At 70.4% G+C, this 21,936-nt stretch carries 15 protein-coding genes; 11 read left to right on the forward strand and 4 right to left on the reverse strand.

Features of this window, described 5'->3' with window-relative positions; all coding sequences use genetic code 11:
• Positions 1-120: 120 nt before the first annotated feature.
• Together LLH23_05910 and LLH23_05915 are read right to left on the reverse strand one after the other, a co-directional pair.
• The gene (locus LLH23_05910) at positions 121-3,567 is read right to left on the reverse strand and encodes a heparinase II/III-family protein (protein ID MCE5238009.1); all 3,447 of its coding nucleotides are present in this window, start codon (positions 3,565-3,567) and stop codon (positions 121-123) included.
• A 201-nt stretch (positions 3,568-3,768) separates the two neighbouring features.
• A complete protein-coding gene (locus LLH23_05915) occupies positions 3,769-4,953 on the reverse strand; it encodes a hypothetical protein (GenBank protein ID MCE5238010.1) in 1,185 nt (394 codons plus the stop codon).
• A gap of 110 nt (positions 4,954-5,063) precedes the next feature.
• On the opposite strand from LLH23_05915, the gene LLH23_05920 reads away from it, so the two are divergent.
• The 3 genes from LLH23_05920 to LLH23_05930 are packed head-to-tail and all read left to right on the forward strand — an operon-like array spanning position 5,064 to position 9,014.
• Positions 5,064-5,795 carry a glycosyltransferase family 2 protein gene (locus LLH23_05920; GenBank protein MCE5238011.1) on the forward strand — a complete coding sequence of 244 codons (732 nt, stop codon included), beginning with the start codon at positions 5,064-5,066 and terminating at the stop codon, positions 5,793-5,795.
• Complete coding sequence (locus LLH23_05925; protein ID MCE5238012.1) at positions 5,796-7,859, forward strand: hypothetical protein; 2,064 nt, start codon at positions 5,796-5,798, stop codon at positions 7,857-7,859.
• A 12-nt stretch (positions 7,860-7,871) separates the two neighbouring features.
• Positions 7,872-9,014: a uroporphyrinogen decarboxylase family protein gene (locus LLH23_05930; protein MCE5238013.1), complete on the forward strand. Its 1,143-nt coding sequence runs from the start codon at positions 7,872-7,874 to the stop codon at positions 9,012-9,014.
• On the opposite strand, the gene LLH23_05935 is transcribed toward LLH23_05930, so the two are convergent.
• Complete coding sequence (locus LLH23_05935) at positions 9,011-11,443, reverse strand: ComEC/Rec2 family competence protein (GenBank protein MCE5238014.1); 2,433 nt, start codon at positions 11,441-11,443, stop codon at positions 9,011-9,013. The two genes, LLH23_05930 and LLH23_05935, sit on opposite strands and share 4 nt — an antisense overlap.
• Positions 11,440-12,276, reverse strand: a complete 837-nt coding sequence (locus LLH23_05940; protein ID MCE5238015.1) for a ComEA family DNA-binding protein — start codon at positions 12,274-12,276, stop codon at positions 11,440-11,442. Before LLH23_05940 ends, LLH23_05935 begins: the two co-directional genes overlap by 4 nt.
• 262 nt (positions 12,277-12,538) lie before the next feature.
• Between LLH23_05940 and dacB the strand changes: the two genes are divergently transcribed.
• From dacB to LLH23_05980, 8 genes are all read left to right on the forward strand, one after another.
• A complete protein-coding gene (dacB, locus tag LLH23_05945; protein ID MCE5238016.1) occupies positions 12,539-13,645 on the forward strand; it encodes a D-alanyl-D-alanine carboxypeptidase/D-alanyl-D-alanine-endopeptidase in 1,107 nt (368 codons plus the stop codon).
• Positions 13,642-14,604, forward strand: a complete 963-nt coding sequence (locus tag LLH23_05950; GenBank protein ID MCE5238017.1) for an ABC transporter ATP-binding protein — start codon at positions 13,642-13,644, stop codon at positions 14,602-14,604. The genes dacB and LLH23_05950 overlap by 4 nt, the downstream gene beginning before the upstream one ends.
• A complete protein-coding gene (locus LLH23_05955; GenBank protein MCE5238018.1) occupies positions 14,576-15,418 on the forward strand; it encodes an ABC transporter permease in 843 nt (280 codons plus the stop codon). The genes LLH23_05950 and LLH23_05955 overlap by 29 nt, the downstream gene beginning before the upstream one ends.
• A gap of 170 nt (positions 15,419-15,588) precedes the next feature.
• A complete protein-coding gene (locus LLH23_05960; GenBank protein MCE5238019.1) occupies positions 15,589-16,329 on the forward strand; it encodes a hypothetical protein in 741 nt (246 codons plus the stop codon).
• A 2-nt stretch (positions 16,330-16,331) separates the two neighbouring features.
• Positions 16,332-17,183 (forward strand): hypothetical protein, encoded by an 852-nt coding sequence (locus LLH23_05965; protein MCE5238020.1) that lies wholly within the window; start codon positions 16,332-16,334, stop codon positions 17,181-17,183.
• A 316-nt stretch (positions 17,184-17,499) separates the two neighbouring features.
• The gene (locus LLH23_05970; protein MCE5238021.1) at positions 17,500-19,200 is read left to right on the forward strand and encodes a tetratricopeptide repeat protein; all 1,701 of its coding nucleotides are present in this window, start codon (positions 17,500-17,502) and stop codon (positions 19,198-19,200) included.
• A gap of 14 nt (positions 19,201-19,214) precedes the next feature.
• A complete protein-coding gene (locus LLH23_05975) occupies positions 19,215-20,048 on the forward strand; it encodes a ribonuclease H-like domain-containing protein (protein ID MCE5238022.1) in 834 nt (277 codons plus the stop codon).
• Between the two features lie 31 nt (positions 20,049-20,079).
• Positions 20,080-21,876, forward strand: coding sequence for a hypothetical protein (locus tag LLH23_05980; GenBank protein MCE5238023.1), 1,797 nt, complete (start codon positions 20,080-20,082; stop codon positions 21,874-21,876).
• The last annotated feature ends 60 nt before the right edge of the window (positions 21,877-21,936 follow it).

Below are 21,936 nucleotides of genomic sequence, written 5' to 3' on the forward strand. Positions count from 1 at the left end.
CCGACCGCGACCGGCTGGTAGCACGCGACGGGTCGCGGTCGGTGACCGCTCCCACATCCTGCTTCCTACACCAACATCCTGCTTCCTAAGCCCCACGTCCTGTCTCCCATGCCCTACGCTCTACAGCCCCTGCACCTGCGCCTCACCCTCCTGCCGGGGCTTCCCGTTCTCCAGGCGCACGAAGACGTTGTTGTAGAGCACGGCCTCATCGCCCTCGCCGTGGTCGTAGATGAACAGCATCCGCCGTCCGTCGCCATCGGCGTCGGCAAAGTCTTCGAGCTTGCAGGGGCGGTCCAGCACGATCTTCCCCTCCGCCACCCGTGCCACCCGGAAGCGCGCCTTCTGAGACTCATCGGTCACCAGCGCGCCGTCATAGGTGCCGGGCTTGACGCCGCGCGTGGCCTCGATGGGCGGGGCCAGCTCCGTGGACACCGTGAGCTTGTCGTCGCTGACGCCGTCCAGTCGTGACCGGAAGAGGATGCTGTTGCACTCCAGCCGCACCTTGTCCCCTGGCGGTAGCACCTCGGCGATGCGCCAGGCCGTGCGGTGCTTCCCGCCGCGCAGGAAGAGCATCCGGCCCTTGAGCGCGTCGCCGACGGGTAGCTTGCCATCGAGGGTGACGATGTTGTCAGTCACGTCAATCGCCGTGATCTTCAGCCGCTGTGCCGGCGCGGCCTGGGCGATGCCCACGCCGTTCTTCAGCAGCTTCATGCCGTTGACGAGATGTGCGCAGCGGAGCTTGCCGTCCTGCTCGGACCAGTAGCCGAAGCTGCCCTGGAAGGTGAACTCGCCGCACTTCACGGGTGTGGTCGCGTCGAAGGTGTACAGGAACGTATCCACCTGTCCGCCGGCGAGGGTGACACGCACAGCGACCGGCGGGAAGTCGGCGGGTGCCGCGCCCTGTGCGGCGGGCCCCGCCGACACTTGCAGCCTCTCGATCTTCTCGATGAATGGCTGTCCCACATACGGCTGCCAGACCGCGACGAACTCGCTGGCGCCGTCGGGCGCGGTGTCTTCAGGGAAGAGGAAGCGGATGGGCGGCGAGTCGGGCTTGCCGTAGCGGGCGGTGAAGTACTTGCGGCCGGGCTGGCCGAGCAGGTTCAGCCGCAGGTGGACATCGGCCTTGTCATACAGCCAGTCGGCCCACGCGTCGCCATCGCCCTGAGCCTCCTGCGGCTCGAGGATGTTGTTGTTCAGATGGCGGCTCATGCTCTTGATGTCGAACGGCTCGGTGGCTTTGGGGCCGAAAGTCAGGCTGGACTGGAAGTCCTTGTGGGCCGGTCCGTGGAAGCAGTACGTGCGGGTCGTCCCGCCAGCCATGCGGAACACGTCGAACAGGTAGACATTGCCGCCCGGCGCATCGGCCAGGCAGACGGCCCGGCGGTAGACGCGGTTGGGGAAACCGGCCGGCTCGGCCGAGAGGTCGGCGAATGACGCCTCGGGCGCGGCGGCAAACTGCTCCAGCGTGCCATGCGCCGTGCCGCCGCTGTACTGGGGCGAGCGGTCAATCATCCCGGTGTTGTGGTGAACGACATGGCCCGTCGCGCCCAGCGGGTGTGCCCAACACGGATAGCCCAGCTCCGGCGCCAGCGGCGCGTCATGGGCCCAGAACTCCACGTTCAGGTTGTCCTGGTGCTGGTGGCCGACGCCGTAGCCGTAGCGGAAGGCCAGGCCCGCGCGCTGCTCGACCTTCTCGGCATCGGGGCGCGACTCGAGGAATGCAAAGCCCACGCCATCGAGCACGCGGCTGCGCAGCGGCGGCGCGGGACCGACCTGCTTGACCTGCTCGGCCACTTCCGGCCACACGTCCGGCTCGAACAGATCCGGGGCGCTCCGTCCGGTCAGGGCCAGCGCGCGGGCCAGTGTGTCGGTCGGCCATCGGTGATAGGCGCGGGTGTACTCGACGCGCCGGATCGAGGGCGCGCCCTGCGGCAGCTTGGCCCCGGCGGCGTTGCCGTCGTCGCCGTAGCAGGGCCGGTGGTCCCCGGCCACGAGCATCTCCGTCCAGGCGTCATACTCCGCCCGCAGCTTCGGGTACTGCCGCACGTCGTACAGGTTGCAGCGCGCCCTCCACTTCGGCGACTGCACCTGGGACAGGATCTCCGCCAAACCCGACTTGGCCGACACGTAACCCAGCGCGTAGTCAAAGCCGTTGACGAGCGTGATGCCCTCGCGGGTGAGGGTGTTCACGAGCATCTCGTCATCGAAGCCGCCCTTGCTCAGGCCGCTGTTGTACGAGTTGGTGAACAGCTTCTCGATCCACGCATCGCTCGGGGCGCCCATGTTGGCGCAGACGGCGATGTAGGCCGCGTCGCGCTCGCGGGCGCCCTGGTTGCCGCCCGACAGTCGGTTGTTCACCCAGTCCCACCCGAAGAGCTGGATCAGGTAGGTGTCAATCAGGGTCTTCACATCGGCGGGCGTCTTGATTGCGGGGTCCTTGGCCTGCAGGAACTTGACCAGGGCGGTGTCGCGGTCAAGATAGTCGAAGATGGCGTCATAGCACTGGGCGGCCGGGACGGTCAGCCCGGTGCGCTCCCAGTTGCCGTCCACCAGCAGCCGCCCCGGCCGCAGGTAGCCGGTCTGTACCTGCTGCCAGGTCATGTCCATGCCGGGGTACACGTACGCCAAGCGCGCCAGCAGCAACCCGGCCTTGTGGGCAGCCTGCTCGTCCCCGAGCAGCAGGTAGCGCTCGCCCAGGCGCTTCATCTCGCCCCCGGTGGACAGCCACATGGTGTGGTGGTTGTGCAAGCCCACCCAGCCGGCGATCTGCTTGCGGTCGCGGTTGCCGGTCGGGTCGTAGCCCCAGCCGTCATCGGGCGTGTCGCCGCTGGTGAAGTCGTCCTTCGTGATGTCATTGCTGGGGAAGGCTTTGCCGCACAGCGGGCACTTGGCCTTGTAGGTCCCGCGCGTGACGTGCTGCCAGGGGTAGAAGGCGCTCTTCTCGTAGATCTTCTCGCCGCACGCGGGGCAGGGCCAGGTGCTGTAGCACTGGCGGGGCATGTTCCAGGAGGGGAGGAAGCCGAAGACCTGGTCATCGGTCATGTTCTCAAAGAACGAAGCGCCCTTGAGGGCCTCACCCAGTTGGGGGTACTGCTGCAGGTTCTGCCGGGCGATCTTCACCCGCTCGGACGTGTAGAACGACCGCCCCTGCTTGCGGGCCGACCGATCGAGCTGCGGTGTGTCCTTGACCTTGTCCTCGATGTCCTCGCGGTAGGAGAACACACGCAGGGGGACGGTGAGCTGCTTGCCGTCGCCGGTTGCCAGCAGGATGCTGCCCGCCGTGATCCCCCGGTCGGAGCGGAAGTACAGCCGCGTGAAAGGCCGGTTGGGGCCGGGCTTGGTCTGGTCCAGCAGCTTGACGCCCTCGGGGCAGGTCGCCTGGATCGGCGCGCCGGGCGGCTGGTTGAGCTGCACGAAGAATACCTGCTCCATCACGGGCACGGCCGCGGGCCCGATGAACGGCTCGGGCTGGAGGTGATACGGATCGGGCTTCTGGGCGAGGGCGGGAGCCATCAGGGCGATGGTCAGTCCGCCCAGGAGAGCGGCACAGGGCAACAGACGATCCACAGAGACACCTCCCGGGACGATCCGTGGGCTGCCGCCCACGGCTACATACGCGGGCCCCTGTGGGGCCGACGACATACGAACCGGCCCGCCCGCCTCGAGGGGGCCGACGGCACGCGGCCGGGGCCGTCCGCGCCGCAGGCGCCGACGTGTGTAGCCACGGGCGGGAGCCCGCGGGGGACACCGGCACCCCTCCTCACCTCTCTATCCGGCCGCCCCCCCCGAAGGGGCCGGCGAACCGTTCGCCGCAAACCACTCCCCCACCGCCAGGAACCGCTCCAGCGGCGTCGGCAGCCCATCGGCACCCAGCCCCAGCAGCAGCTTGGCCTTTCGCAGGCGCGGCGTGTACAGCGCGTCGAGCGCCCGGTGCATCTGCTCGGCCGTCACCTCAGACGCCTGGAAGATGCTACCATCGAAGACCCCGCCCATCAGGATGAAGTCCTCGCCGCACACATCCAGCGCCTGCTCAAGCGTGGTGTCCCCGTGCGGCGGCGGGGTCGTGGCATGGGCGCCGTCCAGGCCCGTCTCGCGGATGATGGGCAGCAGGTCCCGCAGGTGCCCGCACATGTGGAAGATGACCAGCTTGCCGTGGGCGTGGCAGACATCTACGACCGCGCGTAGCTGTGGGAGGCTGTAGCGGCGATACAGCGCCGGGCTGATCATCGTGGAGCTGGTGTTCTCGACGGGGATGAGCGCCCGGGCGGGGCTACACCGGGCCACGATCTCCCATTCCTGCAGGCGGGCCTGCTGCATGGCGTCCAGCAGCGCCTCGACCTCCCGGGGGTAGTCCTGCCACAGCCCGTAAAAGGCGACGAGGCCCATGTCCAGCTCCAGCAACTGCTGCACCGGCGAGGGGGCGAGGGTGGGGATATACACGCCCTGATCGCCCAGGGCGGCCTCGGCGCGGGTGAAGCTCTCGCGGCTGGCGTGGGAGCGGTCACCGACCCCGACAGCATCGCGGTCGGTGACCGCTCCCACAGTCTCCTCCTCGTAGCGCGTCCCCTCCCACATGCGCCGCGCCACCTGCAGGTCCGCCCGCGTCTCGACCGGATGCTTGAGCGGATGACTCCGGCGCGTGCAGGAAGTCAGCTCCCCCCATGCGGTGCGGACGGTCGTCACCTCCGTGCCGTCGGGCTGGGTCGCGGTCTCCACCTCGTGTGGCGGCTCGACGCGCCGCGCCGGTGACACGACCTGCTGGTCGGCAGGGAGGCCATAGTTGCCGAACTGGAGAATGTCACAACCGATGTGGCGGTAGAAGTCCAGGACGGGGAGGCTCCGGACGGGCTCAGGCATGACCGAGCGCGTGAGACTGTCCACGAGCGTCGTCCAGCACAGTCGCGGCGGCGTCTCGTGGCGCAGGATGCTCTCGAGGCACTGACGGCCGGTCATTGCGCCCCTCCTGGGGGGAACTCCGCCCCGTCGCCATACGCTGAAGTACTGAGTCACGATCCTGCCGGGGACGGCCCGGGCTCGGCCGCCGCCGGCCTTGCGAGTGCAGCATGATTCGACAGGACGACCAGCCCGACCTCTCTCTCATCATTCCGGCGTACAACGAGGCGCAGCGCCTGCAGCCGAGCCTGGGGAAGATCCTGGCCTACCTGCGCGCGTGCGACTTCCGCGCCGAGGTCGTCATCGTGGATGACGGCAGCAGCGACGGGACGGGCGACCTCGCCCGCGAACTGCTGGAGGGGCGAACCGCCTACCGCATCCTGCGCAACGAGCCGAACCGGGGCAAGGCGCTATCGGTCAAGCGCGGGCTGCTGGAGGGCCATGGGCGCTACCTGCTCTTCTCGGACGCGGACCTCTCGACGCCCATCGAGGAGGCCGACAAGCTCCTGGCCGAGCTGCGGGCCGGGGCCGACGTCGCCATCGCCTCGCGGCAGCTACCGGGCTCGAAGCTGGCGGTGCACCAGCCCTGGTACCGCGAGATCGGCGGCCGGGCGTTCGGCAGGCTGAACCAGCTTGTGCTCCTCCCCGGTATTCCCGACAGCCAGTGTGGCTTCAAGGCCTTCACGCGCGAGGCCGCCCACCGCATCCTGGAGCACCAGAAGCTGGCCGGCTGGGCCTTCGACGCCGAACTGCTCTACATCGCCCGCAAGCTGGGCCTCAAGATCGCGCAGGTCCCGGTGACGTGGATCAACGACCCTAACAGCAAGGTGAAGATGCTGACGGACGGGATGAAGATGGTGCGCGACCTGCTGCGCGTCAAGCGCCTGCACCGGGACCTGTAGATGGCTACCGATCACTCCTCGCTGCCAGCGCCCATTCGCGAAGCCCGCATATTCGAGGAGCTGCTCCGGAACGCCCGCATCGAGCTGCCGGCCACCGGCCGCCTGGTCGGCAGGCTGGGTCTGGCGGGCAACTTCGCCGAGCAGGCCATCGCCCTGGGTGCACCCGCGCCGCCCGCCATCCCCGAAGACGCCGCGCAGATGCGCGCGCGGTACTTCACCTTCGGCGAGTACAGCCTCGCCCACACCACCCTCAACCACCCGTTGATCCTGCATCACGGCCTCGGCAGCCTCATCGAGCGTCTGCACTCCCTGGAACCCGAGCCAGACGAGCCGACGGACCCCATGCTGGCGGGCATGTCCATTGCGCTCTCGGCAGTGTGTCGCTGGATCGAGCGGCACTGGAAGGCGGCGCGCGCTGCGGCCGAGGCAGCCCGGGGCGACGAGCGGACGCGCCTGGAGAGCCTCGCCGAAGCCTGTCGGCTGATCGGTTGGTACCCGGCGCACTCCTTCCACGAGGCCCTGCAGGCCGTTCTCTTCATGCGCCTGGCGGTGGGCCTCTCCGAGCGCAGCCAGGCGTCACTGTCACTGGGCCGGCTGGATCAGGACCTGCTGCCCTTCTACCGCGACGACCTGGCAGCGGGGGTGCCCCAGCCGGAACTCGAGGAGTTGCTGGCCGACTTCTTCGTGGCGCTCAACGAGTTCGGCGACCCGGCCTCGACGGTGAACCTGGGCGGGGCGGATGCCGAGGGCCACGACCAGTGGAACGAGCTGTCTGACCTGATCCTGCGCACAGCGGTGCGACTGCACCTGCCCGCGCCGCTGCTGGCGGTGCGGATGCACGAGGGCATGGCGCCCGAGACGCTCGACGCCGTGACGCAGCCTGCGCTGCTGGAGATGGGACAGCCGACGTTCTATGGCGAACTGCCCTGCCGGGAGGCGCTGCGGCGGCGTGGCGTGCCCGAGACGGACCTGCCGCGCTGGGTCGCCAATAGCTGCATGGGGCTGATGATGCCGGGGGAGGAGATCAGCGACATGTGGGCGGCGGTGGTCAACGCGCCGCTGGCGCTGGAACTGGCGACCAACGGCGGCGCCCCGTATCGCGGCGAGATGCCGCTGGCCCTCGGCGTGCCCGAGGGTCCTGCGCCGGTGACCTTCGCTGACCTCCATGCCCGCTTCCTGGCGCACTTCGACGCCCTGCTGGAGTGGGCGCTCGCGCGCAACGCGGCCCGCACCGACTGGATCGCGGAGCACTGGCCCAACCCGTTCCTCTCCGCCCTCACTGCCGACTGCCTTGAGCGCCGCCTGGATCGCGCCGGGGGCGGGGCGCGCTACCACATCATCACTGTGGAACCGATGGGGCTCGTCAACGTGGCCGATGCGCTGACCGCCGTCCGCCGTCTGGTGTACGAGCAGCAGCGCTACACGCTCGACGCCCTCGTGGCGGCCGCGCGGGATGACTTCGCGGGCCGCGAGGACTTGCGGCAGGAGCTGCTGGCCCAGCCCAAGTACGGCAACGGCCAGGCGGAGGCGGATGAGCAGCTCCGCGCGCTGGCCGAGCACGTCGCCGCGTGGGTGGCGCCGCACTCGTCCGGCAACCGCTACGTCGCCCCGTCCTTCCACACGCTCAACGCGCACATCGCGGCCGGCGCGCAACTCGGCGGCGGCCTGGAGGGACGGCGTGCCGGCCGGCCGCTGGCCAAGAATGTCGGCACCACCCCCGGCCTGGCGCGGCAGGGACACACGAAGCTCGTGCTCTCGGCCACCGCCTTCGACCAGCGCGACTTCGACGGCGGGCAGGCCCTCGATCTGTCGCTCCAGGCCGCGACGTTGCGCTCGCCCGAGAACCGCCGCAAGTTCCAGGCCCTGCTACGGACGTACTTCGAGCGCGGCGGCCTGCAGGTGCAGGTCAACGGCGTGACCGCCGACCAGCTTCGCGCGGCCCTCGCCGACCCCGACGAACACCGCGACCTCACCGTCCGCATCGCCGGCTACAGCGCCCGCTTCGTCGGTCTGTCCCCGGCGGTGCAGGAGGAGATGGTCGAGCGTTTCGAGGCCGGGCTATAGGAAGGAACGACCATGACCTCCCGCGAGCGCCTTCTCGCCGCCACCCGCCGCCAGCCGGTGGACTATGTGCCCTGCTGTATGCCGTTCAACCCTCTTTCCGCCGCGCAGCGGCGCGGCCGCTCGTGGAACTTCCCCTGGGCCCCGGAGACGACGACGGTCGAGCAACTCGCCTACCAGGTCGGGGAGCTGGGTCTCGACCAGGTCGTGCACCTCGGCTGCACCGTGTCGCAGGCCGCCCCGGGCGTGGAGAGCGAGGTCCGCCTCGACGGCGATGTGCTCCACAAGACATTCCACACCCCTGCGGGCGACCTGCACGCCGCCGTGCGGATCAACGAGATGTGGCCCCACGGGCAGGACATCCCCTTCCACAGCGACTTCAACATCGGCCACTTCGTCGAGCCATGGCTGCAGACCGAGGGGGACCTGGCGGCGCTCATGCAGGTGCGGCAGCCGCTGCCTGCTGAGGAGGCGCGGGCCAGCGCCATCCGGGCGGTGGAAGGCGCCCGGGCGCTGGCGGGGCAGTGGGACCTGGCGACCGTCGCCAGCGTCGGGACGGGCCTGACAGGGGCCCTGCAACTCTTCGGCGCCACAGAGCTGTGCCTGATGGTCGTGGAGCAGCCGGAGTTGGTGGAGGCCTACGTGGAGCACGAGCACCAGCTCAACCTGCTGGCTCTGCGCAGCCTGGCCGGCCTGGGGGTGGACATGGTGCGCCGCAATGGCTTCTACGAGACGGCGGACTTCTACGGCCCGGCGATGCTGGAGCGCTTCCTGGGGGATCGCCTCCGGGCGGAGCGCGACGCGGCCCACGCGGGCGGGATGCTGATGACCTACACCGTCCACACGGGCGTCATGCCGATCCTGGACTACCTGGCCGGCCTGGGCCTCGACGCCCACTGCGGCATTGACCTGGCCTTCGATGGCGTCGTCCCCGCGCAGGTGCGCAGCAAACTGGCCCCGACCAGCAGCCTGTGGACGGGCCCCTCCAGCACCTACCACCTCTGGAACGGCCCCGAGCCCACGCGTGAGGCGGTGCGCCTCACGTTCGACGTCATGGGCAAGACGGGCCTGGTCCTGTCGCCCTGCGTGTCGGCCCACAGCATCATGCCATGGGAGAGCACACTGGCGATGGTTGACGAGTGGAAGCGGCTGCGCTAGGGCCCGCGACGGGCGCTGCCCTGGACGGTAGCGGTGCGGCCGTCGCTGGTGACGGTGACCCCGCCGTTCACGTCGGTGCGCCACACCTGCAGGCCCAGCTTGGCGAAGCGCTGCAGAGTCCTCTCCGGTGGGCTGCGGTCGTCGCCAGCGCACGAGACGATGACATCGCGCGGGCTCACCGCTTGCAGGAAGGCCTCCGTGCACGACCCACCACTGCCATGGTGCGGTGCGAGCAGCACGTCAGCGTGTAGCGCCCCCGGCTGTGGGTAGTAGTGCAGCAGCCGCTCCTCCCCCTCAGCGGCGATGTCCCCCGGGAACAGCATCACCGTCTGCTGATGGGCCAGGCGCAGCACGAGGCTCCCGTTGTTCACGGCGTCGTCGCGGAACGAGGCGGCAGCGGAGGGGCCCAGCGCTTCGAGCCACGTGTGGGCGCCCAACCGCATCCGACTGCCCGGCACGAATGTCTCTGTGGTGATGCCCTCCGCGCGGGCGCTCTGGAGCATCTGTAGCCACCCCGCTTCGGCCCCGGCTGACGGGCCCAGCAGGAGCCGCCGCGTGGGGACGGACTCCATGAGGGGCGCCGCCAGGTTGCAGTGATCCTCGTGGGCATGGCTGATGACGATGGCCTCAAGGGCGCGCACATGGCGCAACGCCAGGAAGGGGAGGACGCGCCGGCGCAGGATCTCTTCGGCCTGGCCGGGGATCGGGTCGGCCCCCGCGTCAATGAGGACCTTCCCCGCCGGGGCTTCCACCAGTACGCACTGCCCCGCGCCGACATCCAGCACGTGCACCCGCAGCCGGTCGGCGGGCAGCTGCACGGCCACCGCCCACAGCAGCGCCACGCCCAGCACAGCCACCCCCGCTGCGACCGCCCAGCGCGCATCAACCGCCAGCACACGCTGTCGCAGCGGCGCAGACCGCAGGATCAGGAACAGGGCTGCCGCCAAGGCGTACCAGAGCACGAACCACGGCCACCACAGGTGGATCGGCCCGAGCACGGCCAGTGGCAGCGAGGCGAAGAAGGTGTTGCTCCACAGCATGACATCCAGCAGCGTCCGCGCGACGGCGCACAGCGGCACGGCCAGGGGCAGCCACACCAGCCCCGCGCCGATCGCCACCAGCCCCAGGTAGAGCAACAGGGCCGCCAGCGGGACCGCCACCAGATTGGCCAGCAGGCCGCCGAGGACGAGGGAGTTGTAGTGCTGGATGATGACCGGAGTGGTCAGCAGCCAGGCGCCCACGCTGCCCAGCCCGGCCGCCAGGAGCACCGATCGCAGGCCGCTGCGCTGCGCCCCCAGGCCGGGCGGCCAGGCGAGGTATACCCCGATGGTGCCGCCATAAGTCAACTGGGCGCCCACATCATAGACCGTGCCGGTGTCCAGCAGGCTTAGCAGCAGGGCCGAGGCGGCAAGGGCAGTCGGGAGGTCGTAGCGGCGCCCCCACGCGAACGTACCGAGCAGAACGACGGCCATGGCCACAGCGCGGTTGATCGAGGCGCCCAGCCCCGCCAGCAGGGCGAACACCAGCAGCCCTGCCGTCACGACCACCAGCCCCCACAGCGGCAGCACGCGCCGGGTCCCACGCACCAGGAAGATCAGGGAGAAGGCGATGATCGTGACCTGCGACCCCGAGGCCACGAGCAGGTGGATGGTGCCACTGCCCCTGAAGAGGGCCTCGATGCCATCCGGCACCGGTGCGGCGTGCATCCCGTAGACCATGCTCGCCAGCAGCGAGGCGTAGGTCTCGGGCGTGGCCCCGGGCGTGGCCCGAGTCAGCACGTCCAGCAGGCGCTCCCGCCAGCGCTCCAGCCGCTCCTCGAGGCCGGCTCGCCAGGGCTGGCCGGCCCGCACCTCGGCGATGGTCTCGGCCCGACCCTCGATGTGTATGCCCCGACGCGCCATGTCTTCCCGCTTGACGCCATGGCCCCGCGGACCGGGGCATGTCAACGTGACGTCCTCCAGCGCCAGCACATCGCCACCATGCACGAGGGGCTCGGCTGGCAGGGAGCAGTGCGCCCGGCCGCGCACGAGGGGCTTCAGGTCCAGCACGACGCTCTGCCCCCACGGCGCCCGTCGCTCGACGCTGCAGACGTGGGCTTCCAGTTCCGGCAGCTTCAGTTGCGTGGGCAGGGCCCGCACGTCTGGGTTCGGGGTGATCCGCCAGGCGTGCAGCGCGCCGCCGAGGAGGAAGACACACAGCAGGAGAAGCCGCGAGGCGACGCGGGGAGCGCGGCCGAGGGCGCAGGCCGTGAGCAGCACTGCCGCGACACAGGTCAGTGTGACGGGGAGCGGCGGGGGGCGGAAGCCATCGGCCCAGACGATGCCCAGGAGCAGGGCGACGGTCAGCCACACCAGGGGGCGCTGCAGGAGCGGCTGCGCCTCGGCTCGCAGCAGGGGCCACCAGCCCGGCGCGTCGGGGGGGCGGGTCATGGCACCACGTAGGGCCGGAGGGTCTCGACGCGCTCCTCGCCGAAGCCGGGCACATTCTGCAGATCGTCCACGCTGCGGAAGGGGCCATGCTGGGTGCGGTACTGGATGATGGCGGCGGCGAGCTGGCCCCCGACGCCGGGCAGCCCGTCCAACTCCTCCCGGCTGCCGCTCGTGAGGCTGACGGGCTTGAGGCGGGTCAGATCGAGCGCGGGACCGGGGCGACGCGTCGGCGACGCGGCAGGGGTGGTCGTAGCGGCGGGCACGGTAGCGGGCGGGGCGGTGGTGGTCCGGGGCGCCGCCACGGCGGCGCGGGGCGCAGCCTCGGTGGCTGGCTGCGGCTGGGCGGCGAAGGCGACCTTGACCTGATCCCCGTCCTGCACGTAGCCCGCCAGGTTCACCGAGGCGGGGTCGGCCTCGGGGCTCAGCCCGCCTGCCAGTGCCACGGCTTCGGACACCCGCGAGTGCTCCGGCAACCAGTACAGTCCGGGCTGTCGCACGGCTCCGACGACATGTACGGCCACGAGTGGCGGGGCGCTCTGCGGCTGAGGGGCGACGACTTCGACGGTCGCCTGTGCGCGGCCGCGGCCGGCATGGTTCAGCGACAGCACCAGGAGGGCCAGCAGGATGGCCGCCAGGCCGATCAGGATGAGGCCTTTCTGGCCCCGCGATAGCTCCGTCAGTTGAACTCGCCTCCCCGTGTGGCGGTTCAGTACCCCCACAAGGACGAGAACCCCTACGCGCTTCGGTAGAGCTGCGCTACGCGTGTCGCGGGGTCTGTTCTCCACCGATCCGCCATGCACCTGCTCCAGTTCCACCCGTAGTGCGAGCACCATCGGTAGTGCGGGCTTCCAGCCCGCTCCTCAATCCGGAGGGAAGGAGGGGAAACGCCCGTGAGACGGGGGCTTCCGCCCCCGCCTAGCGTGAGCCGCGCCTCCGGCGCTCAACGGCGCCATCCCCTCATCCCCTCATCCCCTCATCCCCTCATCCCCTCATCCCCTCATCCCCTCATCCCCTCATCCCCTCATCCCCTCATCCCCTCATCCCCGCCCCCACCCTCCCCTTCCCCGCCCCCGCGCGGAAGGCTATAATCCCGCCATGCTCCCCTGGCGACGGACCCTTCTCCCTGGCCTGCTGGTTCTAGTCTGTATCGGTCCGGCGCTGGCTGACCTGCACCAGGACCTCGACGCCATCCTCGCTGACAGGGCCATCGCGCAGGCGGGGGTGTTGGTGACGACCCTGGAGGGAGAGACACTCTACGAACGCGCGCCCGACTTGCCGCTCATGCCGGCCTCGAACATGAAGCTGGTGACGGCGGCCCTGGCGCTGCGCACCTGGGGCGACCACTACCGCTTCCGCACGGCAGTCTACGGGGACCAGCCCCTCGGGGCCGACGGGACGCTGCCGGGCAACCTGTATCTGGTCGGCGCGGGCCATCCGCTGCTGGACGATGACTTCCTGGCCCGCCTCGCCCGTGCTCTGGCCGGAGACAAGCTCAAGGGCGTGGCGGGGTCGGTGGTCGGCGTGCGGCGGATCACCAACGGGCTGGACGCAGACCGGGAGCTGCAGGAGGCGCGACTGGTGGACCAGGCGTTGCGAGCCCAGGGGGTCGCCGTCGGGGGCGTGCCGCGGGCCGGGGAACTGCCGGAGGGGGCCTGCAGGCTGCGCGGCTGGGAGTCCGACACCATCGAGACGCTGGCCCTACGGATGAACAAGCCGAGCAACAACCGCATTGCCGATGGCCTGATGCGCAGCCTGATGATCGCGCACGAGGCCAACGGTGGCGGCGTTGATGCTCTGATGAAGCAGGCCTGGCGGCACCTGGGGCTCGACCTGGACGGCTGCGTGTTCGTGGACGGCAGCGGCCTGTCGCGCCGCAACCGGCTGACGGCCCGCTTCCTGGTGGGGTTGCTGCGCACGATGCGCACCGACAGCCCGCAGGCGGGGGCCTTCGTCCACACGCTGCCGGTGGCGGCGGTGGACGGGACCTTGCGCAAGCGGATGTGCAACTCGTGCGCCGCCGGCACGGTCCGCGCCAAGACCGGCTTCCTGACCGGTGCGTGCACGCTGTCAGGCTACGTGGACCGCAACGACCGGCGGCTGGTGTTCTCGATGCTGATGAACGGGCATACGGTGGACGGGGATGTGATCCGCACCCTCCAGAACCGCGCCTGCGCGGCGCTGGCCAGGAGCTGTGGGCCATGAGCGATCTCGCCCTGGAGACCCACCACCTCGCCAAGCGCTACGGCCGCCTTCAGGCCGTGGACAGCCTCGATCTGCGCGTGCCGGTCGGCTGCATCTACGGCTTCCTGGGGCCCAATGGCGCCGGGAAGAGTACGACCATTCGCATGTTGCTGGGGCTGATCCGGCCCACCGGGGGGGAGGCCTTCCTGCTCGGGCGGCCCGCCCGGCCGGACCACCCGTCGGTCCGGCGCGAGGTCGGGGCGCTCGTGGAGGGGCCGGCCTTCGTGGACTACCTGTCGGCCCGGCGCAACCTGGAGATGCTCTGGGCGCTATCCGGCGGGGTACGAGCCCCCGCCCTACAGGGGCGCCCCCATGACCGGGCGGTGGACCAGGCCCTGGAGCTGGTGGGCCTGACCTCCCGCCAGAGCGACCGGGTCAGGACCTTCTCCCATGGCATGAAGCAACGGCTCGGCCTGGCCGGGGCCCTGCTGGGGCACCCGCGGCTGCTCGTCCTCGATGAGCCGGCCAACGGCCTGGACCCCCAGGGCCTTGTCGAGGTGCGCGACCTGCTGCGCCGCCTGCGTGACGAGCACGGGATGACCATCTTCCTCTCCAGCCACCTGCTGCACGAAGTCCAACTCATCTGCGATGAGGTGGGGGTGGTGCGGCGCGGGAGGCTCATCGCGGCCGGACTGGTGACGGAACTGCTTGCCCGGCGCGAGACGGAACTGCGGGTGGAGGTGGACGACGCCGAGCGGGCGCGGCAAGTGGCCGGGGCGCTGCCCTCCGTCCGGCAGGTCGAGATGACGCCGGAGGCCCTGCGGGTGGTCGTGGAGCCGGGCACGGCGGCCGAACTGAACGCCGCGCTGGTGCAGGCCGGCCTGCGCGTCTCGGCCCTGGCGCCGGCGGCTCCGGACCTGGAGCGGTTCTACCTGGAGTTGGTGAAGTCCGATGAAGCTCCTGGTGTGCCTACGTCTTGAACTGGTCAAGATCTTCCGCCAGCGCGGCACGTATGTCGCCTATGCCATCCTGGCGGTTGTGACCGGGCTGACCGTATGGGGCCTGCACCAGTACGGCGCGCCGCACCGCCTGCAGGTCAGCCACCGCGCCGGCACGGAGATGGCCGTGGGGGGGAACCTCGTCACGGCCTTCACCGTGGCGCGACACCTGATGGACCCCGTCTTCCTCGTGCTGGTGCCGATGCTGGTGGCGATGGTGTGCGGCGGGCTGGTGGCCGCCGAGCACCGCTCCGGCGTGTTGCGTACCTGGCTCTGCCGGCCGGTCTCGCGGCTGACGCTGTTCACCGCCAAGGGCCTGTCCGGCGGCCTCTACGCCATCACCCTGTCGCTGTTCCTGGGCCTGTTCGCGCTGGCGGTGGGCTATGCGGTCTTTGGCGGGGGCGACCTCATCACCTATAGCCGCGACGGGCTGGTCATCCTGGAGGAGGGCCTGGCCTGGCCCCGGATGGCTGTGGCCTATGGCGTGGCCGCGCTGCTGATGTGCTGCATCGCCTCACTGGCCCTGCTGGCGTCGGTCATCTTCGAGAACCCGCTGGTGGCCGCGGGCTGCGCGGTGGCCGTCATTCCGGTCAGCGGCATCCTGCAGCACATGGAGTACTTCAAGTGCCTGGAGCCGTACCTGCTGACCACCTACCTGGATGTCTATGGCGAGGCCTTCAAGGCCACTTTGCAGTTCGCCGACTTCCGCGCGGCGCTCACTTGCGCTGCCGGGTATTGTCTTGTACCGTATGTACTGGGCGCGATCATCTTCTGGCGGCGGGACGTGACGTCGTGAGCCGGGATGAGGGGATGAGGTGATGGAGGGATGAGGGGATGAGGGGATGGAGAGGGCGTGGGAGCGGTCACCGACCGCGACCGGGTGGCGAGATGATCGCGTGGGCGCGCGTGTCCCCACGCGCGCAGCCTTCCCGCCCGCCAGAGTGCGCCGCAGTGACTGAAGGCATCATGACCGAACCACAGATGTCCCGTTCCGATGTGAAGAGGCTGGCACTCCTCCTGGCCGGTCTGGTCCTGACCGCCTCGATTGGCCTGGGCGCCCAGAGCGGCAAGGACATCCTGCGCCGGTCGCTGGACCTGAGCGCCGCCATCCAGGACTACTCGGCTGATGTGGTGGCCGTCATGAACCTGCCCGGGGTGCAGGTGCCCCGCCGCACGGCGAAGGTGTACTACAAGCGCCCCAACAAGGTCGCCATCAAGTCGCGGGGGGTCGTCATGATCCCCAAGCGGGCGCTGATGCCCGGCAACCTGGGGACGGAGATCACGAAGGACACACAGGTGCAGATCGTCGGCAAGAGCACCGTGGGCGGGGCTGTTGTGTACGCTCTGAAGGTGATCCCGAACGAGCAGACGGCGCCCCCACCCACCCGGCGGCGGCCACCCGATCCGGACGAACCCGCTCCGCCCGCACGGGGGCACAGCCAGGAGCGTCTCTTGGTGTGGGTGCGGGGGGACCGCTACACCGTCGAGCGCATGGAGGTCTACTCCGGCCAGCGCAAGGAGCTGTCCGTGGCGTGGACCTACCAGCTCATCAGCGGCCGGTTCTGGATGCCCCGGACCATCGTCGCGCGCCTGAGCGAGTGGCGCCCCGACAAGGCAGGGCAGAGCGAGGGCACCGTGTCGGTGACCTTCAGCAATGTCCGCGCCAACACCGGCCTGTCCGACGACCTGTTCAAGGAGAAGAAGTAGCCGTGTCACCGCGTGTGGCCCCGCCGGAGAGCCATGGCGGCCGCGTGGAGCGGGCGCTGTACTTCCGCTGCCGCCGAGGGGAAGCCGCGGCGCTGGCGACGCTCGCCTACCGTCTCATGGACCGCCTCTACACGGCGGCCTCGTTCGTGGCGCCCGATGAGGCTTCCGCCACCACGGCGGTGGTCCTGGCCTGGGAGGACACGCTGGCGCTGTTGACGCGGCACCATGTGGGCGGGGGCCTGCGGGGCCGGGCCCTGGGGCGGCTGGGGCAGCGTCTGCTGGACTACGGCGATCGGGACGCCGTCCGCCGGGCCCTGCAGAACGCCGCCCACGAGGACGAGGAAGCGCTCCTGCCGATCCCGGATGAGACCGTCAAGCCGCTGGTGGACCTGGCCCAGCGCTACGCCCCCGGTATCGCCACGGCCTGGCAGGAGCGGCAGGCGCTGCGCCAGCGTGTGCTGCAGTCCGTGGGCGCGGCCGGGCTGCTGGTGCTCCTGTACGGTGGCTGGCTGTTCGTGGGCCCGGCGGTGACCGGGCAGGAGTTGCACCTGACCTGCCTGCAGCAACGCATCGTGCGGCGCGAGCTGATCGAGAGCCTGCGCGACTTCGCGGCCACGCTGCCGGACCCGCAGGGCGCCGACCGCGCCCGGGCCCGGACACTCCAGCAGGCCTCGCTGGCCCTCGAGGAGATCGTCAACGCGTCGGGCCGCCAGTCTCTGCGCTATCTGAGCCAGCGTCTGGAACGCGAGGACCTGCCCGTACAGGTCGCAGAGATCGCCACCGAGTACGAGGGCGTCCCCCGGCAGGAGCTGATGCAGACCCAGCTTGTGCTGGAGGAAGTGCAGGGGTTGTAGGGGTGGGACGGCGGGAACTGGAACGGCGGGAACGGTGAGGCGGGAACGATGAGGCGGGAACACGGGAACGGCAGGCATACGGCCTTTCTGAGTGGGGGTAGTGCGGGCTTCCAGCCCGCCCCAGGTGGGGCCGTGTGGCCTTGGCGGGCTGGAAGCCCGCACTACGGTCGAGGTGAGCACCGGAGGCACGAATCAGTGAGACCGGCGTGGCCGGTCTCCAGGCGGGGGCGGAAGCCCCCGTCACCCGCGGCCCCTCCTCCCCTCCCACTCGTTGGTCGGGGGCCGGAATCGCCGCCGCATCGCTGACGAGAAGACCATGAGACGACTAGCCACCATCCTTCCGGTAGCGTTGATGTTGGTGCTCCTGAGCGGCTGCATGAGCCGCACCGAGCGCCTGTTCCAGCGCGCCGAGATGTTCCTGAGCCAGGGGCAGCCCGAGCTGGCCGGCGCGGAGTACTATCGCCTGGCGGTCAAGTACCCCCGCTCCAGCTTCGCGCCCAATGCCCTCTATAAGCTCGCCTACCTGTACCGCGAGGAGTATGACGACCCGCCGAAGGCCATCCAGACTTACCGGGTGCTGGCAGAGCGTTACCCCGACTGCGCCTATGCCGACGAGGCGTGGCTGTGGATCCTGCAGATCCAGGGCGCGCAGCTCAAGGACATCGCGGGGATGCGCCAGACGCGCGACATCATTCGCCAGCGTTTCGCGGATGACGAGCGCGTGTGCGCCACGGCACAGGTGGAGTTCGCGCGGGCGCTGCTGAATGCCGGCCAACTCAGCGCCGCCGAGGCCGAGGCACGGGCCGTGACGGCGGGCTACCCGCGCCAGGAGCGGCAGTGCGCGGCCTCGCTGCTGGTCCTGGCCCGCATCCTGGAGAAGCGGGGCGGCAAGCAGTCCGACCAGGCGGTGCGCGCCTATGAGCAGATCGTCAGCCGCTACCCCGACACCCCCAGCGCCGTCGAGGCCAAACGGGCCATCGGCTGGCTGTACTACGGGCTGCGCGGGCAGCAGATGAAGGCCGAGCAGCAAGCCAAGGCGCGGCTGGCGCGCGTGATCGGCAACATCCCGCCGGTGTCGGCCGAGAGCAGCCCGCGCTTGAAGCCCATGGCGTGCCTGAGCAGCCTCCTGGGCGCGCAGGGCGTGACCGCCCCGCCGGAGGCCTTGCTGGTTGCCTGCGGCGCCGCCTTCGACTTCTGGTTCGAGGCCGACCAGCCTGATGCGCCCCGGCTGCGCCTGCCACGCAATGCACTCAGCGACGCCACCGAGCAGTATGGCTTCAGCGTCAATGTCAGCGCCGTCGCCTCGGCGGAGGCGAGCTTCGCGGGCCTGAGCGGGGCCATCGCGGCCGGGCATCCGGCCATGGTGCCGGTGACGAGCGGGGGGAACTGGTGGATCGTCGCCGGATACAAACCGGCCGAGGATCTTGTTTATGTTCTTGGTCCCGGACAACGGGCACCGCGAGCGATGGCCCGCACTGAGTTCCTCAGCCGCTGGGCGCGGAGCGCAGCCGGCCATGCGCGTTGCGTGACCGGGCCATACTTCCAGCTTTCCCTCGGCGGTCGGACTGCCGCCCCCGACCCGTCGGCCGTCGTCCGGGCCATGGCGCGGCGCGCCGGCGAGAACCGGTCGAGTGTGGCCAGTGGCTACGAGGCGTTGACCAACGCCCTGGCGACGCGGGCGGCGGACGCCACTGACGCCCAGCGCAGTCAACTGCGCACGTGGGCTGAGCATCGCCTGCCCGAGATCCTGGCCGAGCGCCAGGCTATCGCCCGCTTCCTGGCGAACGCAGCCGCCGCCGTGCCGGACTTGAGCGAGACGCTGCAGAGCGCCGCGCAGGGCTATGGTGAGGTGGCGGGGCTGGGCCAGCAGTTGCGCGAGCGGGTCCTGGCGCTGACGGCGCCGACCGCCGCCGAGGCCGCCGCGGACCAGGCCTGGCCCGAGGCCGCGGCCCTGGCCCGGCAGATGCAGGAAGCAGAGGAGCGCGCGCTGCAGCAGGTGGCGTCCCTGGCCCGCTAGGTCTGCGAGCAACCATGGAGTTCGATCGCACCACCCGACGGCGACTGTCGGCCCTGGGTCGCGAGGGTGTTGACCCGGCGGCCCCTCTCGTGACGTCTCCGTCCCGTCCGCCGGGCGTGCGCCTGGTCGGAGACCCCGAGGAACTCCACGGCGCGCTCGACGAGCTGCTGCCGGGGGTTGTCCGCGAGCTGGACGAGGGTGAACTCTACGAGCTGACCGTGCCGGTGGCCGCGCTGGGCGACTGGGCGGCCGAGGCGATCCGCACCTGGGAGCAGGCCGCGCGCGATGGCCGCTTCCCCGGGGCGGCCCATCCGGCGAGGAATGTGCCGCCCGAGCAGGTCGTCTTCTTCGATACGGAGACGACCGCACTCAGTAACGCGCCGCTCTTCCTGGTCGGGGCCCTGGCCCTGGGCGAGGAGGGGCCGGTCATTCGCCAACTGCTGGCCCGCGACTATGCCGAGGAGCGCGCGGTGCTGGCCGAGGCGCGGCGGCTGCTGCACGCGGCCGACCTGGCCGTCAGCTACAATGGCAACAGCTTCGACCTGCCCTACCTGCGCGACCGGTTGCGTTACCATCGGCTCGGCCCGCTGCATGTGCGGGGCCATCTGGACCTGCTGCCGGTGGCGCGGCGGCGTCTGGGGCGGTCGCTGGGGAACTGCAAGCTGCAGACCCTCGAGCTACACCTGTGCCGCCGCCGGCGTGGCCATGACATCGCCGGGGAGCACATCCCGCAGGCCTACCATGACTTCGTGGCCGATGGCGACGCCTGGCAGATGCGGCGCATCATCGAGCACAACGCCTATGACATCGTGACGCTGGCCGAACTCTCCGCGCATTTGACCGACTGAGGGACCTGCCCCCGCGAAAGGACACCATATCGTGGACTCGATACCGCCCGGCGATGACCGGCGCCCGGAGGGCGAGACGCCCGAGCCGCAGGACAGCCGCGACCGGATAGACTGGGAAGAGGAGCCGCAGGAGGCAGCGCCCCCGCCGGGGGATGAGACCCCGGACGGTGGCGAGGCCCTGCCGCCCTTCCCCCCTGCCGACGCGGACGAGGGCTCCGTATGGATGGACCCGGACTACGTCGAGCCGCTGCCGCCGCCGGCGCGCTCGTCGGGCGGTCTGCTGACGGGCGTCGTGGTCGGCGTCCTGGCCCTGTCGCTGATCGCGGCTACGCTGTGGGGCATCCGCGAGTACCGGCAGCGGGCGATGGTGCTGAACGCCGCGCAGCAGGCGCTGGCGCTGATCTCGGCCGGGGCCCCGCCGGAGTTGGCCAAGGAGATGTCCGACATCCAGGCTTACCTGACCTCGGGCCAGGCCGACCAGGCCGCCCAGCGGCTGGAGACGCTGCGCGCGGCCATGGGCCAAAAGCAGCCCGGCGCCGCCGGGGCCGCCGGTGGCGGGGAAGCCATCCCCGAGACCGCTTACAGCGACCTTCCGCCCGATGCCGCGCAGTTCTTCCGCGCGCACCAGGACCTGTTCCGCAAGTTCCTGCTCATGTGCGCCAAGGCCAGGGAGCTGAAGGCGCAGGGCAAGAACGTGGATGAGCTGCGCAAGGTGCGCGACCGCACCATCGAGGCCGCGCGCCTGGGCCAGCAGCCTGAGGTCGAGAAGTACATGCAGCAGATGTACGGGATGCTGCGCGGGGAGATGGGTGGCGCGGAGCGTGGCCCGCTGGGCAAGAAGGCCCAGCGCCTCAAGGCCGCCGTCGACCGCGCGGCCAAACGCGGTCGCGACGTGCGCGCCGTCTTCCCGCTGATGAAGAAGGCTGAGCAGGCTGCCGAGGCGGGCAACTTCGAGCAGGCCGAGAAATACATAGACCAGGCGCTGGCCGCGGTGCGCAGTGCGCCCCGCCGCAGTGGCCGCGGCGGCGGAGACTTCGCCCGACGCATGCGGAACATGCGCCAGGGCCGCGCCAACCCGCTGGCCCCCTTTGCCCGCGTGCTCTTGGGCGTGATGGCCGCCGAGGAAGCCAACCTCAAGGCCGTCACCCAGGATCTGCTGCAGATGCGGCAGTGGGTGCTGAGCGATACGCCCGAGAAGCCGGCCGAGCCCGAGGAACTCAGCCCGCTCATAGACCGCGCCCTGGGCGAGATGCAGACGATGTCGAACCGCCGCCAGGAGCTGGCCCGGACGATGCGCAGTCGGAACGCCAAGGGGCGGCCCGGCGGCGGCGCGTTGGCGCAACTGGCACGGCGCCAGCAACTCACGCCAGAGCAACGGCGCGAGATGTTCGCCCTCCTGCTGGAGCGCCTCACCCCCATTCTGGATGAGGCGCGCAAGCTGTCTGACGCGGACTACCAGGCGCAGCGGCCGTCGCTGATCCGCAGCATCGTGGCGGCAGTGCTGGAGCGACCGCGCCCGAACACGGCCGTCGCCCCCCAGCCGGCGCCTCTGCCCACCGACCCCGAGCAGCGGGTCCGGGCCAAGATGCTGGAGGCCTCCAAGGTTCTCAAGCAGTGGGAGCTGCAGGGGAACGACACCGCGCCGGCCGAGGAGCTGTTCGCCAAAGCGCGCCAGGCTCTCTACGCCCGCGACTATGCGGAGGCGGAGAAGCTGGTGGACGAGGCACGGAAGCTGCTGGGGATGACCGAGGAGCCAGGGACTCAGGGGGCCACGGTGGGCGGGACGGGCGACAACGGCATCAAGCTGAACCTGCGTGCCCGGCCGTAGCGCCGGGGCCGCGTGATCGGACGGATCGACAGGACAGGCCACTTGCCTGTCCTGTCCGCG

The sequence above is a fragment of the bacterium genome (assembly GCA_021372615.1).
GTDB lineage: Bacteria > Armatimonadota > Zipacnadia > Zipacnadales > UBA11051 > JAJFUB01.

Bases quoted from the DNA above. Each gene is read 5' to 3' on its own strand.
- LLH23_05915 (MCE5238010.1), bottom strand. From the start codon at position 4,953: ATGACCGGCCGTCAGTGCCTCGAGAGCATCCTGCGCCACGAGACGCCG.
- LLH23_05920 (MCE5238011.1), top strand. From the start codon at position 5,064: ATGATTCGACAGGACGACCAGCCCGACCTCTCTCTCATCATTCCGGCG.
- LLH23_05925 (MCE5238012.1), top strand. From the start codon at position 5,796: ATGGCTACCGATCACTCCTCGCTGCCAGCGCCCATTCGCGAAGCCCGC.
- LLH23_05930 (MCE5238013.1), top strand. From the start codon at position 7,872: ATGACCTCCCGCGAGCGCCTTCTCGCCGCCACCCGCCGCCAGCCGGTG.
- LLH23_05935 (MCE5238014.1), bottom strand. From the start codon at position 11,443: ATGACCCGCCCCCCCGACGCGCCGGGCTGGTGGCCCCTGCTGCGAGCC.
- LLH23_05940 (MCE5238015.1), bottom strand. From the start codon at position 12,276: ATGGTGCTCGCACTACGGGTGGAACTGGAGCAGGTGCATGGCGGATCG.
- dacB (MCE5238016.1), top strand. From the start codon at position 12,539: ATGCTCCCCTGGCGACGGACCCTTCTCCCTGGCCTGCTGGTTCTAGTC.
- LLH23_05950 (MCE5238017.1), top strand. From the start codon at position 13,642: ATGAGCGATCTCGCCCTGGAGACCCACCACCTCGCCAAGCGCTACGGC.
- LLH23_05955 (MCE5238018.1), top strand. From the start codon at position 14,576: ATGAAGCTCCTGGTGTGCCTACGTCTTGAACTGGTCAAGATCTTCCGC.
- LLH23_05960 (MCE5238019.1), top strand. From the start codon at position 15,589: ATGACCGAACCACAGATGTCCCGTTCCGATGTGAAGAGGCTGGCACTC.
- LLH23_05970 (MCE5238021.1), top strand. From the start codon at position 17,500: ATGAGACGACTAGCCACCATCCTTCCGGTAGCGTTGATGTTGGTGCTC.
- LLH23_05975 (MCE5238022.1), top strand. From the start codon at position 19,215: ATGGAGTTCGATCGCACCACCCGACGGCGACTGTCGGCCCTGGGTCGC.